Source organism: Cytobacillus gottheilii, from assembly GCF_001636345.1.
Lineage (GTDB): Bacteria > Bacillota > Bacilli > Bacillales > Cytobacillaceae > Cytobacillus > Cytobacillus gottheilii.
In genome coordinates this window covers 2909025-2927315 of sequence record NZ_KV440945.1, presented here as the reverse complement: position 1 = coordinate 2927315, position 18291 = coordinate 2909025, and the positions used below count along the sequence as shown (strand labels likewise).

20 protein-coding genes and 1 other annotated feature (1 of these 21 cut by a window edge) are annotated in these 18291 nt (G+C 39.0%); all 20 genes read left to right on the top strand.

What is annotated here, in order from left to right:
• The 20 genes from murD (at position 1) to A6754_RS14050 (ending at position 18066) form a co-directional block, all read left to right on the top strand.
• Positions 1-1353, top strand: coding sequence for a UDP-N-acetylmuramoyl-L-alanine--D-glutamate ligase (gene murD, locus A6754_RS14145; protein WP_066446875.1), 1353 nt, complete (start codon positions 1-3; stop codon positions 1351-1353).
• 91 nt (positions 1354-1444) lie between these two features.
• Positions 1445-2545 carry a stage V sporulation protein E gene (spoVE, locus tag A6754_RS14140; RefSeq protein ID WP_066446872.1) on the top strand — a complete coding sequence of 367 codons (1101 nt, stop codon included), beginning with the start codon at positions 1445-1447 and terminating at the stop codon, positions 2543-2545.
• 298 nt (positions 2546-2843) lie between these two features.
• Entirely contained in the window at positions 2844-3947 is a 1104-nt protein-coding gene (gene murG / locus A6754_RS14135; RefSeq protein ID WP_066446870.1) for an undecaprenyldiphospho-muramoylpentapeptide beta-N-acetylglucosaminyltransferase, read from the top strand.
• Between the two features lie 54 nt (positions 3948-4001).
• A complete protein-coding gene (gene murB / locus A6754_RS14130) occupies positions 4002-4910 on the top strand; it encodes a UDP-N-acetylmuramate dehydrogenase (RefSeq protein ID WP_066446869.1) in 909 nt (302 codons plus the stop codon).
• A gap of 158 nt (positions 4911-5068) precedes the next feature.
• Entirely contained in the window at positions 5069-5857 is a 789-nt protein-coding gene (locus tag A6754_RS14125; protein ID WP_066446866.1) for a cell division protein FtsQ/DivIB, read from the top strand.
• The gene (locus tag A6754_RS14120; RefSeq protein ID WP_257297887.1) at positions 5847-6536 is read left to right on the top strand and encodes a DUF881 domain-containing protein; all 690 of its coding nucleotides are present in this window, start codon (positions 5847-5849) and stop codon (positions 6534-6536) included. The genes A6754_RS14125 and A6754_RS14120 overlap by 11 nt, the downstream gene beginning before the upstream one ends.
• A 141-nt stretch (positions 6537-6677) precedes the next feature.
• Entirely contained in the window at positions 6678-7406 is a 729-nt protein-coding gene (locus A6754_RS14115) for a DUF881 domain-containing protein (RefSeq protein WP_066446860.1), read from the top strand.
• A complete protein-coding gene (locus A6754_RS14110) occupies positions 7406-7768 on the top strand; it encodes a small basic family protein (protein WP_066446852.1) in 363 nt (120 codons plus the stop codon). Before A6754_RS14115 ends, A6754_RS14110 begins: the two co-directional genes overlap by 1 nt.
• Positions 7769-8117: 349 nt before the next feature.
• On the top strand, positions 8118-9401 hold the full coding sequence (gene ftsA, locus A6754_RS14105; protein ID WP_066446849.1) for a cell division protein FtsA: 1284 nt from the start codon (positions 8118-8120) through the stop codon (positions 9399-9401).
• Positions 9402-9455: 54 nt separating this feature from the next.
• Positions 9456-10610: a cell division protein FtsZ gene (gene ftsZ, locus A6754_RS14100; RefSeq protein ID WP_066446846.1), complete on the top strand. Its 1155-nt coding sequence runs from the start codon at positions 9456-9458 to the stop codon at positions 10608-10610.
• A gap of 369 nt (positions 10611-10979) precedes the next feature.
• On the top strand, positions 10980-11918 hold the full coding sequence (gene spoIIGA, locus A6754_RS14095; RefSeq protein WP_066446842.1) for a sigma-E processing peptidase SpoIIGA: 939 nt from the start codon (positions 10980-10982) through the stop codon (positions 11916-11918).
• A 61-nt stretch (positions 11919-11979) separates the two neighbouring features.
• On the top strand, positions 11980-12699 hold the full coding sequence (sigE, locus tag A6754_RS14090) for an RNA polymerase sporulation sigma factor SigE (protein WP_066446838.1): 720 nt from the start codon (positions 11980-11982) through the stop codon (positions 12697-12699).
• A gap of 305 nt (positions 12700-13004) precedes the next feature.
• On the top strand, positions 13005-13784 hold the full coding sequence (sigG, locus tag A6754_RS14085; protein ID WP_066446830.1) for an RNA polymerase sporulation sigma factor SigG: 780 nt from the start codon (positions 13005-13007) through the stop codon (positions 13782-13784).
• A gap of 252 nt (positions 13785-14036) precedes the next feature.
• Positions 14037-14303, top strand: coding sequence for a YlmC/YmxH family sporulation protein (locus A6754_RS14080; RefSeq protein ID WP_066446828.1), 267 nt, complete (start codon positions 14037-14039; stop codon positions 14301-14303).
• Between the two features lie 65 nt (positions 14304-14368).
• Positions 14369-15187: a peptidoglycan editing factor PgeF gene (pgeF, locus tag A6754_RS14075; RefSeq protein ID WP_066446825.1), complete on the top strand. Its 819-nt coding sequence runs from the start codon at positions 14369-14371 to the stop codon at positions 15185-15187.
• Positions 15188-15197: 10 nt separating this feature from the next.
• The gene (locus tag A6754_RS14070; RefSeq protein WP_066446821.1) at positions 15198-15869 is read left to right on the top strand and encodes a YggS family pyridoxal phosphate-dependent enzyme; all 672 of its coding nucleotides are present in this window, start codon (positions 15198-15200) and stop codon (positions 15867-15869) included.
• Between the two features lie 21 nt (positions 15870-15890).
• Entirely contained in the window at positions 15891-16340 is a 450-nt protein-coding gene (locus A6754_RS14065) for a cell division protein SepF (protein WP_066446819.1), read from the top strand.
• Between the two features lie 5 nt (positions 16341-16345).
• Complete coding sequence (locus A6754_RS14060; RefSeq protein ID WP_066446817.1) at positions 16346-16612, top strand: YggT family protein; 267 nt, start codon at positions 16346-16348, stop codon at positions 16610-16612.
• Between the two features lie 75 nt (positions 16613-16687).
• Entirely contained in the window at positions 16688-17461 is a 774-nt protein-coding gene (locus A6754_RS14055) for a YlmH family RNA-binding protein (protein ID WP_066446815.1), read from the top strand.
• Positions 17462-17550: 89 nt separating this feature from the next.
• Positions 17551-18066 carry a DivIVA domain-containing protein gene (locus A6754_RS14050; RefSeq protein WP_066446813.1) on the top strand — a complete coding sequence of 172 codons (516 nt, stop codon included), beginning with the start codon at positions 17551-17553 and terminating at the stop codon, positions 18064-18066.
• 46 nt (positions 18067-18112) lie between these two features.
• Positions 18113-18291: a binding site (T-box leader), on the top strand (it continues 81 nt past the right edge of the window).

Below are 18291 nucleotides of genomic sequence, written 5' to 3'. Positions count from 1 at the left end.
GTGAAACAGGTCAATCGCTATCTTCATAAAAAAATATTAGTTCTTGGACTGGCGAAAAGCGGAGTAAGTGCAGCTTCGCTTTTACATAAACTTGGCGCCTTTGTGACTGTCAATGATTATAAGCCGCTTTCTGAGAACCCAGAAGCACAAGGTTTGCTTCAGCAGGGAATTACGGTTATATGCGGCTCACATCCTATTGATCTGCTTGATGAAGGTTTTGAATTAATTGTCAAAAATCCAGGAATTCCTTATTATAACCCGATGATCGAAGGTGCTTTTGAGAGAGGCATTCCGGTCATTACTGAAGTGGAGTTAGCTTATCAAATCAGCGAAGCCCCTTTTATCGCCATAACAGGTACGAATGGGAAAACAACTACAACTACACTTATATATGAAATGATGCTCGCTGGCGGGAAAAAGCCGCTTATAGCTGGCAATATTGGAACAGTCGCTTCTGAAGTCGCACAACTTGCAACGAAGGAGAATACGATCGTCATTGAACTATCCTCCTTTCAGCTTATGGGCATCGATGAATTCAAACCGAAGATGGCTATTCTGACGAATCTTTATGATGCACATCTTGACTACCATGGCACTAGAGATGAGTATATAAATGCAAAAGCACTCATCACAAAGAATCAAACAGCAGAGGATTATTTCATTCACAACAATGATCAAGAGGAGGTTATTGCTGTAGGAGAAGGTTCTAATGCTGAGTTGATCCCTTTTTCGCCTTATCATGAGCTTGATCACGGTGCATATTCAAAAGACGGCTGGCTTGTATTCAATGGAGAGAAGATTATGGAAGTAAAGGATATAAAGCTGCCTGGAGCCCATAATCTAGAGAATATTTTATCGGCAGTTGCCGCTTCTAAGCTTTCGGGTGTTAGTAATGAAGCGATTATTGAAGTGCTGACTACATTCACTGGTGTTAAGCATCGTCTTCAATATGTTGGCGAGGTGTCCGAAAGATCATTTTACAATGATTCAAAGGCAACAAATATTCTAGCTACCCAAAATGCATTAGCTGCCTTCCATGAGCCGATTATTCTGCTTGCCGGCGGACTTGACAGAGGAAATGAATTTGACGAGCTTGTGCCTTCCCTAAGGGGAGTGAAGGGGATTGTAACGTTTGGACAAACTGCTGAGAAAATTGAGAAAGCGGCAATGGAAGCTGGAATAAAAATGATTCAACGTGTCGATAATGTTGAAAAGGCTGTGCCGGCCGCTTTTGATATGTCTGAAGCTAAAGATGTTATCTTGCTCTCACCAGCTTGTGCAAGCTGGGATCAATATAAAACTTTTGAAGTTAGAGGAGACATTTTTATAGATGCGGTGCATAAGCTTAAGTAAAGGGCTTGTCTGCTGAATCTTCAACTTGTTATACCCGCAGATTTCGGCAATCATTCCTGCAGCCCTAATACTTCCGTTAGAGGTGTTTGCATTGCCGACAAAAAAAACGACTCCAGATCTAATACTGATCATCATTACTTTATCCTTGCTTGCGGTTGGACTGACAATGGTATACAGTGCAAGTGCAATTTGGGCGGATTATAAATTTGATGATTCATTCTTTTTTGCGAAAAGGCAGCTGCTTTTTGCGGTAGCAGGTATTGTTGCTATGTTTTTTATCATGAATGTTGATTATTGGACATGGAGGACATGGGCAAAGCTTATTATTATTGTATGTTTTGTTCTGTTAGTGCTAGTTCTGATTCCTGGGGTAGGAAATGTTCGGAATGGCTCTAGGAGCTGGATTGGGGTCGGTGCATTTTCTGTTCAGCCCTCTGAGTTTATGAAGCTGGCCATGATTGTCTTTATGGCAAAGTTTTTATCAGAGAGGCAAAAACTGATTACGTCCTTTAAGAAAGGGTTAGCACCTTCACTCGGTCTTGCTTTTCTAGCTTTCGCCATGATCATGATGCAGCCTGACTTAGGAACAGGCACGGTCATGATGGGTACATGTGTAGTGATGATTTTTGTTGCTGGTGCCCGGATTAGCCACTTTGTTATGCTCGGCTTAATTGGTGTTGCAGGCTTTGTGGCTCTTGTGCTTTCAGCACCATACCGAATGAAGCGGATCACCTCATTTTTAGATCCGTGGGAAGATCCCCTTGGGAGCGGCTTTCAAATTATTCAATCCTTATACGCTATTGGCCCGGGAGGATTGTTTGGGCTAGGACTTGGACAGAGCAGGCAGAAATTCTTCTACTTGCCTGAACCGCAAACAGATTTCATTTTCGCCATTCTTTCAGAAGAGCTTGGATTTATTGGCGGATCGTTTGTTATTTTATTGTTTGCCTTGTTATTATGGAGAGGTATTCGCATCGCTCTAGGGGCACCTGATTTATACGGAAGCTTTCTTGCAATAGGCATCATTGCAATGGTAGCAATTCAGGTAATGATCAATGTTGGTGTTGTTACTGGTTTAATGCCAGTTACCGGAATCACTCTGCCATTTTTGAGCTACGGAGGTTCTTCCTTAACATTAATGCTAATGGCAATCGGTGTTCTGCTGAATATTAGCCGATATGCACGTTATTGAACTCGCCCTGTACTTGCTGCAGGGTTTCTTTTTGTTTAAGAAAGAAATATGCCTTTTATCACAGAAAACAATTTACAACTCACAAGAAACTATGTACATTTGAGTGTATCGGCACCGTGAAGGATGCAGCTTCCCTTTTTCCAAATTCATTACATTTGCATGACATTATGTTTTCCATTTCTTCATAGTGTTTTAAATATAGTAGAATAGGGTAAAGCGGAGGATGTGGTTTTTTCTTTCCTTCAAATTTTAAGACCATACAACATTGTGAGACAACAAATAACTTTGAGGTGAAATCATGAAAATTGCAGTAAGCGGCGGCGGTACAGGGGGGCATATATATCCTGCGCTGGCCTTGATAAGAGAAATTCGAAAAGAGCATAAAAATGCACAATTTCTATACATAGGAACGGAAAAAGGCTTAGAAAGCAAAATTGTACCAAGAGAAAACATTCCATTTAAGTCGATCCATATAACAGGCTTTAAGCGCAAGCTTTCAATGGAAAATGTGAAAACCATTATGCGCTTCTTAAAAGGCGTAAAAGACAGCAAGCAAATGCTAAAGGACTTTCAGCCTGATGTTGTGATTGGAACTGGCGGCTATGTTTGCGGACCTGTAGTCTATGCAGCTGCTAAATTAGGCATTCCAACGATTATTCATGAACAAAATAGTGTACCAGGTTTAACGAATAAATTTTTAAGTAAGTATGTTGACAAAGTAGCTGTCTGCTTTGAAGAAGCAAAAGCATTTTTTCCTGAAGAAAAAGTCGTGTTTACTGGCAATCCGCGGGCATCTGAAGTACTTGGCCAAGATGGAATTCGCGGAAGGCTTTCTGCTGGATTAAATACGAAAACACCTGCCGTTCTGATCTTTGGCGGGAGCAGGGGAGCCAGACCAATAAATGAAGCAGTCGTTAAATCACTTGCTGAATTCGGTTCAAAGCCATATCAGCTATTGTATGTGACTGGAGACGCTCACTTCGATGATGTCAAAAAAGAAGTGGAGCTAGTTGGAAATCCTGAAAATGTAATCATCAAGCCTTTTATTCATAATATGCCAGAAGTGCTTGCAGGCATTGACTTAGCGGTTACCCGGGCTGGCGCAACGACGCTGGCTGAACTCACTTCCTTGGGCATTCCAAGCATTTTAATTCCTAGTCCTTATGTAACCAATAACCATCAGGAAAAAAATGCGAGGGCTTTAAGTGATCACGGAGCAGCTGAACTATTGCTGGAGAAGGATCTAACTGGGAAAAAATTAGTGGAGCAAATCGATCAGATTTTAATTAATGATGAGAAGATTGAGCAAATGAAGAAAAACTCAAAAAAACTTGGTATGCCAGATGCGGCTGGCAAGCTTTATCGTTTAATGAATGAGCTAAGCACTGCCAAGCGCAAGTAGCCCAATAACTGCATAAACTAATAAGGAAAAACAGCAAAAGAAAGGCAGGTTTGTATGAAAGAATTTATCGAAGAGCTTCAGACATTAAACGCAGGCAAAATCAAAGAAAATGAACCGCTTGCAAACCATACAACAATGAAAATTGGCGGACCAGCTGATCTTTATATAGAACCATCTTCAGTTGACAGCTTAAAACAGATTATGGAGCTTATTCAAAAACATAATATAAAATGGACGGCAATTGGAAGAGGTTCTAATTTGCTTATTTCGGATAAAGGGATTGAAGGAGCTGTTATTAAACTGGGACGCGGACTTGATCACATGGATCTGCAGGGCTCAGAGTTAAAGGTTGGAGCAGGCTATTCAATCGTTGCATTGTCTACACAAATAAGCAGAAAGGGCTATTCAGGTCTTGAATTTGCGAGCGGAATACCTGGTTCTGTTGGCGGAGCAGTATATATGAACGCTGGTGCACATGGTTCTGATATATCTAAAATTCTAAAGAGTGCTCACATATTGTTTGAAGATGGAAGTATGAAATGGTTATCAAATGAAGAAATGGACTTTTCCTATAGAACGTCTGTATTGCAAAAAAAGCGTCCTGGCATCGTGCTTGAAGCAGTTTTTGAAGTAGTATCTGGAGATAAGGATCAAATATTTGCGGAGATGCAGAAAAACAAAGATTATCGCAAAGAAACTCAGCCATGGAACTATAAGTGCGCAGGCAGTATTTTTAGAAACCCGCTGCCAAAATATGCTGGAAGGCTTATTGAAGAGGCAGGTCTAAAAGGCTATTCAATTGGCGGGGCGCAGATTTCAGATATGCATGGTAATTTTATTGTGAATACCGGCAGTGCTACAGCACAGGATGTACTGGATCTAATCCAATTTGCAAAAGACAAAATCCAAGAGCAATTCGGTGTATCACTTGAGACAGAAGTAGAAATAATAGGACGAAAGTAACAGGGGGATATTCCTCCCTTATTCCATATTTTGTGATATAATAATTTATTGGAATTTGCAGTTATAACGGCATGAAATATATGCCGTTATCCCTCTCTTTAGATGAAAAAATTCCAATTTGGAATAAAGGATATGGTTTATTGGAGAGGTGAAAATCAATGAGCAATGGAAAATTAGTTTCACTTGAAGATCGTATTCCAAAGCTAAAACAGCAGCGGAAAAAGAAAGCGAATCGCAGACTTATTTTTCTGCTGATCCTGTTTTTTATTTTAATTGTATTCGTTATATATTTTCAATCACCGCTGAGTCACGTGAAAGAAATTGAAGTGAAGGGCAATACTATATACAGCAATGCTGAAGTTATTGAAAATAGCGGCATTTCACAGACTACGAATATATGGGAGATTGATGAACAGGAGATTGAGGAGAAATTAAAGGCGCTGTCTGAAGTGAAAAATGTACAAGTTACAACCAGTTTGCCCAGCACGGTAAACATTGTGGTCGATGAATTGAGAAGAATTGCATACATAATGAACGGGGAGACATATAAGCCTGTATTAGAAAACGGTAAAACCATTCAAGGACAAGCAGGTGAAATCCCCGCAAATGCACCGATCCTAATTGGATTCGATGAAGGCGAAGTTCTTGATTTAATGATACAGGAATTAGAAGTCTTGCCTGTCGAAATTCAAAATTCAATTTCAGAAGTCCATTATAGCCCAAAGGAAACGGATCGTTTTCACGTACAGTTATTTATGAACGATGGCTTTGAAGTGAGTGCGACACTTAGAAGTTTTTCTGAAAAGATGGCACATTATCCTTCAATCGTAAGTCAGCTGGATGCCAATCAAAAGGGAATTATTGATTTAGAAGTTGGCTCTTATTTTAGAGCTTTTGAAGAAGAAGGAGCGGAGAAAGTTGACGAGGAAACAGAAGGTGAAAGGTAGACAAGTCATATTTTCTCTTGTTTTTCTTGTGTTAGGGTTTATATTAACTTTTTCATTCCGTTTAACCAATAATGAAAATGAGGCGGCTGATATTTCTACAAAACAATGGGAAAGAGATCTTAATCTCCGTAACCAAATCGTAGAAATGGAAGAGAAAAATCGCTCATTGCAAAGAGAACTGAATGCGAACCAAGATACGATCCAAGGAATTGAAAAAGGCTTCGCTGAGGAAGAACAGATTTATTTTAACATGGCTGAAGATGCTGAAAAATACCGGATGTTTCTTGGTAAAGTAAAAGTAAAAGGACAAGGTGTAGAGGTTAAGCTTTCTGACGGAAACTATGATCCTAATGAAGAGAATATTAATAATTATATTGTTCATGAACATCATGTTTTCCGAGTGATCAATGAATTATATATTTCAGGTGCATCGGCTATTTCAATAAATGGCCAAAGGCTGAAAGCAAATTCGTATATTCTATGCAATGGACCTGTCATTGAAGTTGACGGCTATCAGCATCCTGCACCATTTGTGATCACTGCAATCGGAGATGCTGATGTTATGGCTTCAGCCTTAAATTTAACAGGCGGAGTGAAAGATCGTTTAGTGAATGATAATATTTTATTTTCATTAGAAACGAAGCAAGAAATTATCATGGAGCCAATATACGGAAGCTAAGATTCTCACCTTGAATGAACATACTATTCAGCTTACCTCTTCGGATCTTAATAAATATGTTTCCGGATCGCTGCACAAAACATCAGTAAATTAAAAATGAATGTCCACATAAATTTGGTGTGAAAGCAAGGTGGTAAACACGTGGACAAAAAATGGATAAGTTTTACCTTTATTGCAATCATTGTCGGCTTCATGCTTGCCTTGCAATTTAATACCCTGCAAGAGCCAACGGTCCGTGACACTAGGGATACGTGGCAGCTTAGGGAGGATCTCGAGAAAGAAAAAGAGATGCAAGTAAATTTGTTAAGGGAAATACGTTCTCAAGAGGAAATTCTTTCTCAATATGAATCAGAACGTGAACAAAGCAAAGAGCTGGCATTGCGTGAAACGCTGGAGGAATTGAAGAAAGAGGCAGGCTTAAGTGACATTGAAGGATTCGGCATTTTATTAACCATAGAACCAGTTTATGAGGAATTGCTAATGGGAAACAAGGTCACAACCGTGTCTCCTGAATTGCTTAAAAGGTTATTAAATGAGCTGAATATGTACGATGCATTATATGTTTCGATCGGAGGGCAGCGTGTTATAAACACGACGGTAATCCGTGATATCAATGGAGAAACAAAAATAAATGGCTTCTCGCTAAACGATTTTCCGATTGAAATCAAAGTAATTGCAGAAAATAGGCAGGTTGCGGAAAAACTTTATAACCGTATGCAAGTATCCAAATCGGCTGAGGAGTTTTTTATTGATAATTTGCGGGTGAAGATTTCAAAACCCGAAAGCATGATTACTATTCCTGCTTATGAAGATAGTATTCGTATTAGAGACATGGAACCTGTAGAGGCCGACAAAGGAGGAAATTCATAATGTGGCTGCCTGTGTTAGGCCTTATAATAGGTGTCTTCTTTGGACTGATGGCAGATATCAGAATCCCTGCCGAGTACTCTAATTATCTATCGATTGCTGTGTTAGCAGCCCTTGATACACTATTCGGAGGAATACGGGCACAGCTGCAGAATATTTACGATGAAAAGGTCTTTGTTTCAGGCTTTTTCTTTAATATTATCCTTGCAGCAAGTTTAGCTTTCCTAGGTGTACATCTTGGTGTAGACTTGTACTTAGCCGCTGTATTCGCCTTTGGTGTAAGGCTATTTCAAAACATAGCTGTCATCAGGAGAATCCTGCTTACAAAATGGTCTGTACCCCGTGAAAAAACTGAAAAAAATTAAGTTTTAAAAAAGGGAATAGTCTAACTTCTGACGAATTAGTAGAGTATTCTATTGTAAATAAATTAATATAAATAAAGAGGCTGATCTGCTTTAATCCCTCTTTTTTATATTATATTTATTAAAAGAAGAAAAATTTCATTACAATAGTTTTTAATTCACGTTATTATTCGATGCTTTATACAAGCAGATGAATTATATTAAACATTAACTTGTGCTGATTAAAACATAAGGGGATTCAGCATCGGCTCTGCGGAAAACGAGTTCCCTTAATAGCAGATCAGCACATCAGAAACCTAAAAAAATTATTTGTTGTTCAAAAGAAACAATTTGCAAAAGGAGGTGCCAGAGAATGAACAGCAACGAAATATATGTAAGTCTTGACATCGGTACATCCAGTGTAAAAGTAATCATTGGTGAAATGGTCAATGACTCTTTAAATATTATTGGTGTTGGCAATGTAAAGTCTGAAGGTTTACGAAAAGGCTCCATTGTTGATATAGATGAAACCGTTCATTCCATCAAACGTGCAATCGAACAAGCCGAAAGAATGATTGGCATGGAGATTAAAAGCGTAATAGTGGGGATTACTGGCAATCATGTTATGCTGCAGCCTTCACATGGCGTAGTGGCTGTTTCAAGTGAAAATAGGGAAATATCAGATGATGATGTTGCAAGAGTAATAGATGCAGCACAAGTTGTATCCATTCCTCCAGAAAGAGATATCATTGATGTTATTCCCAGACAATTTATTGTTGACGGATTGGATGAAATAAGTGATCCGCGTGGTATGATTGGTGTAAGGCTTGAAATGGAAGGTACCATTATCACTGGCTCTAAAACAATTTTACATAACACATTGCGCTGTGTAGAGCGTGCTGGTCTGGAAATAGTGGACATTAGCCTGCAGCCTCTAGCAGCAGGAGCATTTGCTCTTTCAAAGGATGAGAAGAACCTTGGAGTTGCTTTAGTTGATATAGGAGGCGGCTCAACAACGGTTACCTTATTTGAGCAGGGCATATTAAAAGGAACAAGTGTATTGCCAGTTGGCGGTGATCATATAACAAAGGATCTCTCAATTGGCTTGCGAACTTCAACAGAAGACGCTGAAAAAATAAAAATCAAACATGGCTATGCATTCTATGATCATGCTTCTGAAGAGGAAGTATTTAGTGTACCGATTATTGGAAGTGATCAGCATCAGCAATTTAATCAGCTTGAAATATCTGATATTATAGAAGCTAGATTGGAAGAGATCTTTGATTTAATTCAGCATGAAGTAAAGCGCCTTGGGGCATATGATCTCCCTGGGGGATATGTTCTGACAGGCGGAGTTGCCAATTCTCAAGGTATACTCGAATTAGCACAAGTTATTTTCCAAAACCGCGTACGGATCGCCATACCTGATTATATCGGTGTAAGGGAGCCGCAGTATACAACCGCGGTCGGGTTGATAAAATTCGCTTATAAAAATGCGAAGGTGCAGGGCAGGAAGATGAGTACTCCGGTCGCAAGCACTGAAGCAAAGGAAAGAAGAGTTCAAAAACAACCGCAACCAAAAGCAAAGCCGGAGAAGCAGCCGGAAGAAAAAATTACATCGAGAGTAAAAAAGTTCTTCGGATACTTTTTCGAATAGGCTTTTCACATACGAAATGGTGTTCTCGGGGATATCGATTTAGGAGGATTTGTCATGTTAGAATTTGATACAAATTTAGATTCATTAGCAACGATTAAAGTCATCGGCGTTGGCGGCGGCGGTAACAATGCGGTTAACCGGATGATTGAACATGGTGTTCAAGGTGTTGATTTTATTGCTGTAAATACAGATGCGCAAGCATTAAACCTATCGAAAGCTGAAATCAAAATGCAGATTGGCGGTAAACTTACTAGAGGACTTGGAGCTGGAGCAAATCCTGAGGTTGGTAAAAAGGCTGCAGAAGAAAGCAAAGAACAGCTTGAAGAAGCACTTAGAGGTGCTGACATGGTGTTTGTTACAGCTGGTATGGGCGGAGGAACTGGTACAGGAGCTGCACCAGTAATTGCTCAAATCGCTAGAGATTTAGGAGCTTTAACAGTTGGTGTTGTAACAAGACCTTTCACTTTTGAAGGAAGAAAAAGATCAACACAGGCTGCAGGCGGAATCGCTTCGATGAAAGAAGCTGTCGATACGTTAATTGTCATTCCTAACGACCGTTTATTAGAAATTGTAGATAAAAGCACTCCAATGCTTGAAGCTTTCCGTGAAGCAGATAATGTGCTTCGTCAAGGGGTTCAAGGTATTTCAGAACTAATCGCTGTTCCTGGATTAATTAACCTTGACTTTGCTGACGTAAAGACAATTATGTCCAATAAAGGATCTGCTTCAATGGGTATCGGTATTGCTTCAGGTGATAACCGTGCAACAGAAGCTGCTAAAAAGGCGATTTCTTCTCCATTATTAGAAACATCTATTGATGGAGCACAAGGTGTTCTTATGAATATTACTGGAGGCTCAAACCTAAGCCTTTACGAAGTTCAAGAAGCAGCAGATATTGTTGCCTCTGCATCTGATCATGATGTGAATATGATCTTCGGTTCTGTCATTAATGAAAACCTAAAAGATGAAATTGTCGTAACGGTTATTGCAACTGGATTTAATGAAGAAGCGGCACAGCCTAAACCAAGCAGACCTTCATTTGGCCAGCAGAAACAACCAGCAATGGGTGCAGGTACAGGAGCTGTGAAGCGCGAACAGCCAAAGCGTGAAGAACCTCAGCAAGAACCTGTCCGCAGCACAACATCAAACAACTCGGAAGACACTTTAGATATTCCAACGTTCTTGCGCAATCGCAATCGCAGAAGATAAATAATATAGCAGATTAAACCCTCGGCAAAAGGCTGAGGGTTTTTTTATATTGTAAAAAAATAATTTACTGAACCTCTCTTAAAAATCAACTCTATTAACCCCTTTTTAATATATATATTTAGAACAAATACTTGTCCCATATGAAATATTGACAAAAAACGAAAATTATAGTGAAAATTTCTCAAGTTTTCACTACAGGAAGTGACATCTTTATCTAAACAGATGCGCTATACTTTTTCGTAACAGATTTAATAGTGGTCAAAGGATAATACTTACTGGGAAAATATTTATCTTTTGCAGCTTTAAGTTTATTGAGTGGTTGCTTACGATCCCAAATGATCCCGCATCAGACTTATAGGAGGGATATGATTGGCGATTTACCTTGATGTCATTTGGGCTTTAAACTTTTTATTCGACACACTATTACTTTACTTAACCGCTATCATCTTAAAGCGTCATGTGAAATGGTGGAGACTGATAGCAGGCGGTCTTATCGGCTCAATTATTATCTTATTAGCGATTACGCCTATACATTCAGTAGCAGGACATCCGCTAATGAAATTACTATTCTCAGTCTTTATGGTTTATACGGCATTTGGCTATAAGAGATTGAAGTTTTTCTTCAGCAGTCTAATGACCTTTTATTTAACCACCTTTTTAATTGGCGGCGTCCTGATTGGAGCTCATTACTTTGTACAATTTGACTTTGAACTGTCGGCTGCAGTCATGATTGGGAGTGTAAAAGGATTTGGAGATCCGATTAGCTGGCTCTTCGTTCTAATTGGTTTTCCGCTTGCCTGGCATTTTTCCAGAAAAAACATCGAAACATTTGAAATGGTAAAAATTCAATATGACTCCTTAATTGATGTAGAAATTATGCTGAACAGCAAAGTGTATAGCTTTAAAGGTCTGATTGACAGTGGAAATCAATTATACGATCCAATCTCCAAAATGCCTGTTATGTTTATTTCTATTAAAGGAAACAAAGGAGATTTTCCTGAAGAAATACAGGCAATGGCTGAAGACCCTGAAAAGGTTGTACTCGGGCAACACACCGTTTCTGCTGAGTGGGAGCATAGGATGAGAATTATTCCATATAAAGTAGTCGGTCAGGATCACCAGCTTATAATCGCTGTAAAACCAGAAAGCATCAAGTTCCGAAAGACGGAGGAAGTTCTGGAAGTTAATCGGGGACTAATCTCGTTTACCATGCAGGAGCTTTCGAGCGACGATGCCTTTCAATGTATTGTTCACCCTAAAATGATGGCAAGTGCTAAACAAGTATCTGCAGAAATACGCGCAGGATAATATAGTTAAAACGCTTTATATACTATACTCAGAAAAACACAATTTAGAAGGAGGACAAATCATGAAAAAATTAAAACTTCGATTATCCTATTACTGGTATAAATTGCTGATTAAACTGGGCCTCAAATCTGATGAAGTTTACTACATAGGCGGAAGTGAAGCATTACCGCCGCCATTGAGCAAAGAAGAAGAAGAACATTTATTGATTAAATTGCCTAATGGTGATAAGGCAGCCCGCTCCATCTTAATTGAGCGTAATTTAAGACTTGTGGTTTATATTGCAAGGAAATTTGAAAACACAGGCATTAATATTGAAGATTTAATAAGCATAGGTACTATTGGACTGATTAAAGCGGTAAATACATTTAACCCTGAAAAGAAAATCAAATTAGCTACATACGCTTCCCGATGCATTGAAAATGAAATCTTAATGTATTTAAGAAGAAATAACAAAATTCGCTCAGAGGTCTCTTTTGATGAACCGCTGAACATTGATTGGGACGGCAATGAGTTATTGCTATCCGACGTGCTGGGAACAGATGACGATATCATTACAAAAGATTTGGAAGCAAATGTAGATAAAAAACTGCTGTTAAATGCCCTGCATCAGCTAACAGACCGTGAAAAACAAATTATGGAGCTAAGATTTGGTCTTGGAGCGGGCGACGAAATGACCCAAAAAGATGTAGCGGACCTTCTGGGCATCTCTCAATCCTATATCTCACGCCTGGAAAAAAGAATCATCAAAAGACTAAAAAAAGAATTTAATAAAATGGTGTAAGAAAAGTGGAAGCGCCTTGCTCAGCCCCGACAAGCATAAGACGAGCTGGCTAGAAGGTTGTACTTTAACCTTCTGGACAGATTGACTTATGACCTCGAGGGGCTAGGCGCTGGAACTGGACAAAGGAAAAGTGGAAGGCGCTAGGAGCTGGAACTAATTATAAATTTTGTCCTTTTTTCCTCAAAAATCCTTTAGCAGCAAGCTTTGTCAATTCTGAATTTTTGTGCTCTATTTCATCATGCATATTTTTCCTTCTCAAGGAGATACTGTTTTTTGTACAGCAACTCCTGTGAGGAGGGAAAGAATTGACTCGAAATAAAGTAGAGATTTGCGGTGTAGACACATCAAAACTTCCAGTATTAAAAAACGAAGAAATGAGAGAACTCTTCAAGCAAATGCATGAGGGAGATATAACGGCCCGGGAAAAACTCGTAAATGGCAATTTACGGCTTGTATTAAGTGTCATCCAGCGTTTTAATAACAGGGGAGAATTTGTGGATGATCTGTTCCAGGTTGGATGTATCGGCCTAATGAAATCTATTGATAATTTTGATTTAAGTCAAAACGTAAAGTTTTCCACTTATGCTGTTCCAATGATTATTGGGGAAATCAGAAGGTATCTGCGTGATAATAACCCTATTCGCGTTTCCCGTTCATTAAGGGATATTGCTTATAAAGCCTTGCAGGTAAGAGAACGGCTTATGAGCAAAACATCTAGAGAGCCAACAGCAGAAGAAATTGCAAAGGAACTTGATGTACCGCATGAGGACATTGTATTTGCCCTCGATGCCATTCAAGATCCCGTTTCCTTGTTTGAGCCAATTTATAATGATGGCGGAGATCCTATTTTTGTGATGGACCAGCTCAGTGATGAGCGGAATAAAGACATCCAATGGATTGAGGAAATTGCACTTATGGAAGGTATGCGAAGACTTAATGAAAGAGAAAAACTCATACTTAGAAAAAGATTTTTCCAAGGAAAAACGCAAATGGAAGTTGCTGAAGAAATCGGAATATCTCAAGCTCAAGTATCACGCTTAGAAAAAGCGGCCATTAAACAAATGAACAAAAATATTCAAAGTTAAGTCTGCCGAATGGCAGGCTTTTTCGTATGTTCAGAAATGATTAATGAACAGCTTGGAGGGATAATCGACCGAGGTGCTCAATTAATGTAGCACAAGTGCAGCTAAGCCACTGACTTCCCCTGACAGGCTTGCCAATCGGCAAGTTTTCTTTCATTCTTTTAACCCCTGCCTACAATTTTCTTTTTTCCTAACATGATTTTCAATCTATGCATCATATATTAAATTATAGAATAAATGCGGGAGATGACCTTTATGATCAAAATATCTGATTTTCAATTGAAAGATGTGGTTAATGTTTCAGATGGAAAAAGGCTGGGGAATATTGGCGATATTGATATCAATCTAAACAGCGGCAAAATTGAAGCTGTCATCGTGGGAGGAAGCGGCAGAATGCTGGGCTTCTTCGGAAAAGACGAAGACATTGTTATACCTTGGAAAAATATCATTAAAATTGGTGAAGATGTGATACTCGTCCGATATAAATCAGCAGAATACAGTTTTACAGAAGATGAAGGATAAAGCAACATAAAACTGTAAACAATGCCTTCCTTATGGTAAACTAGAGAAAAAATGAGGATATGAGTATGGAGCCTTTTATTAAACACACTGATGAGTTTTTAACAATTGAACACTGGGTTTCCGATTTTCCCGGACTTACTGCTGGATTTTCTACCAAAAATGGCGGTTTTAGCAAAGGGGAGTTTACAGGGCTGAATATGGGGTTTCATGTTTCAGACGACCAGCTCACTGTTATGAAAAATCGTCAGCATCTTGGTGGTAAGCTGGATTTTCCTCTTTCCAATTGGGTTGGAGCAGATCAAACACATGAGGTTAATGTGGCAAAAGTTTCACCTAAAGATGCCGGGCTCGGAGCCATGCAATATGATAGCTCTTTTCCTCATACAGATGGATTTTATACAAATGACCAAGGAATTCTTCTGACATTATGCTATGCTGATTGTGTTCCATTATACTTTCTGCATCGCAAAACAAAAACAATTGGGATTGCACACGCCGGCTGGAAAGGTACAGTGCATGGAATAGCTGAAAAAATGATTACCGTATTTAAAAACGATGGAATTCCGGCAAATGAAATAGAAGCCGTCATCGGACCATCAATTTGCGGACAGTGTTATGTAGTAGATGACAGGGTCATCAAAGCTGCAAATCAGTGGAAAAACGATCATTTGCCACCAGCATATAAAGAGATTTCAAAAGGTCAGTATCAATTAGACTTAAAACAATTAAACCGTCAAGTCATGATTCATAGCGGACTGGCTGAAAAGAATATTGTTATTTCGAATTATTGCACCAGCTGTAATGCTGACTTATTTTACTCTCACCGCAGAGATAGCGGGAAGACAGGCAGAATGATCAGTTTTATGGGCTGGAAGGAGGAGTAAGAGCAATACCATGAAAGTAGAAGACAATTTACGGGAAATTCAGCAAAAGATAGAAACAGCCTGCGAGCGCTCTGGACGCAATCGCGAAGAAATTAAAATCATTGCTGTGACAAAATATGTTTCTGTGGAACGGGCACAAGAAGCAATGGATGCAGGTATTAAGGATTTAGGCGAAAACCGTGATGATGGCCTCCTGGCTAAATGGGAGGTATTAGCGGACAAGCCTACATGGCATTTTATTGGTTCACTTCAATCAAAAAAAGTAAAAAACATCATTGATAAAGTAGCCTATATTCATTCGCTTGACCGGCTTTCACTTGCTGAAGAAATACAAAAAAGAGCCGATCATATCATTGATTGTTTAGTTCAAGTCAATGTTTCGGGTGAAGAGTCAAAGCATGGCCTGCCGCTTGAAGAGGTTAAACCCTTTATTGCTTCATTAAAGCCATTTTCCAATATTCGTGTTGCTGGTCTTATGACAATGGCACCGTTCACGGAAGATGAAGACCTGCTGCGCAGCTGCTTTAGAAAATTGAAAGAGCTTCAGCAGGATATTCAGGCACTTGAAGAGAGTTATGCGCCTTGCACAGAACTATCAATGGGAATGTCTAATGATTATCACATTGCTATTGAAGAAGGCGCAACAATGATCAGAATAGGAACCGCTTTAGTGGGTCAATAAGGTAAGGAGGTATATGAAGAGATGAGCATTAAATCTAAATTTAAGACATTTTTCTTTTTAGATGATGAATATGATGATAGAGAAGAGGATATGCTCGAAGAGGAAGCAGCCCCTGCTAAACAGCCTTCTCAGCAAAAGCAGCAGTCTGTTCAAAAGCAAAACGTAGTCAGTCTGCAAAGTGTGCAAAAATCATCAAAAGTTGTCCTCGTTGAACCGCGTGTTTATGCGGAAGCACAGGATATAGCAGATCAGCTGAAAAATAGAAGAGCCGTTGTTGTTAATCTGCAGCGAATTGAGAGAGATCAAGCCAAACGAATTATTGATTTCCTGAGTGGAACCGTTTATGCAATTGGCGGAGATATTCAAAAAGTAGGAAATGATATTTTCCTATGTACTCCTGATAATGTAGAGGTTTCAGGCACGATTTCTCAATTAATGCAAGAGCAAGAATTCGATAATACGAGGTGGTAATGGGAATGGGCTTTCTGTTTGAAATATTAGCAAATTTAATTGGTATTTATTCATGGGCATTAATTATTTATATTTTAATGTCATGGTTTCCAAATGCAAGAGAATCATCGATTGGACAGTTTTTAGCGAGAATATGTGAACCGTATTTAGAGCCGTTCAGAAGGTTTATTCCTCCGATTGGCATGCTTGATATTTCACCTCTTGTTGCCATTTTTGTTCTTCGATTCGCTGTAACAGGCATTGATCAATTATATAGATGGATTGTATTGTAAAATGGGGCTATTATAGTCCTTTTTTACTTTGTAAGTCCTTATTTATTTTTTCTTAACATAGTAAGGAGTTTTAAAATGAGCATTTATCAACACTTCAGGCCAGAGGAAAAAGAATTTATTGATCAGGTGCTGAATTGGAGAAATCAAGTTGAAAGTACATATGCAGGAAAGCTGACCGATTTTCTGGATCCCCGCGAACAGCAAATCGTTAAATCGCTTATTGGAGAGAACGCTGAAATCAAATATGCATTCTTTGGCGGATACAGCGGTGCTGAAAGAAAGCGCGCATTTTTATATCCTGATTATCATCAAATTGAAGAAGAGGATTTTCAAATCAGCTTATTTGAGGTAGAATATGCAAAGAAGTTTGTTACAATTGAGCATCCGCAAGTTCTTGGCAGTCTCATGTCACTTGGACTAAAGAGAGCCAAATTTGGCGATATTCTTATTCAGAATGATGTGGTCCAGCTGATTGTGTCGAAAGAAATTGAGTCATATATCAGCCTTCAGCTCGAATCAATCGGACGAGCGAGCATAAACTTAAAGCAAATCCCTTTATCAGATGCTAAAACACCTGAAGAACAGTGGCAAGAATCTGCTCTGACATGCAGTTCATTAAGACTGGATGCAGTGCTTGCCGCCATTTTTAATATATCACGGCAAAAAGCACAAACCTTTATAAGTTCAAAACTGGTAAAAGTGAACTGGACCGTGATTGAAAATCCTTCTTTTGAGTGCAGAGAAGGGGATATGATTTCAGCCAGGGGTTTTGGGCGCGCTAAAATGATGGGCATCGAAGGAAAAACAAAAAAGGATAAATGGCGAATTGTAGCAGGCAAGCAAAAATAATTCAGCATCTTGCAGGAATTTGCGAAAGTGTGTCGAATATTTGCTTATCAAGTACATAAAAAGAACAATTGATTTGGGAGGTGGCAACAGTGCCATTAACACCGTTAGATATTCATAATAAAGAGTTCAGTAAAGGATTCCGCGGATATGATGAAGATGAAGTAAATGAATTTCTTGATAACGTTATTAAAGATTATGAATTAATTATTCGTGAGAAAAAAGAACTCGAAGAAAAGCTAAATGATTTAAATGAGCGAATTGGCCATTTCAACACCATTGAGACGACATTAAACAAATCAATCGTTGTTGCACAGGAAGCTGCAGAGGAAGTAAAGCGTAATGCGCAGAAGGAAGCGAAGCTGATTATTAAAGAAGCCGAGAAAAACGCTGATCGCATCGTGAATGAGTCTCTCTCTAAAGCAAGAAAAATTGCCATTGACATAGAGGAATTAAAAAAACAGTCGAAGGTATTCCGCACTCGTTTTAAAATGTTAATCGAAGCACAGCTTGATATGCTTAATAATGATGATTGGGATCATCTCTTAGAATATAAGCTTGATGCAACTGAATTAAAAAGTTCTGAAGAAGAAGATTCATACGCTTGACGAAATAAGAGGATATCGCATATAATTTTATCACAAAATCATCTATATTAAATCGTTGAGAGGGACAGTACAAATCTCATTTGTTTATATAAGCGGTTATTATGGACGCTTGCAGAGAGCCGGGGAGAGGTGGAAGCCGGCATAAGCTGAGATTAAGAAAATCACCCTTGAGTTCCTTGCTGAACGCTTTTAAGCTGGTAGGCGGGACGGTTCATTCACGTTATG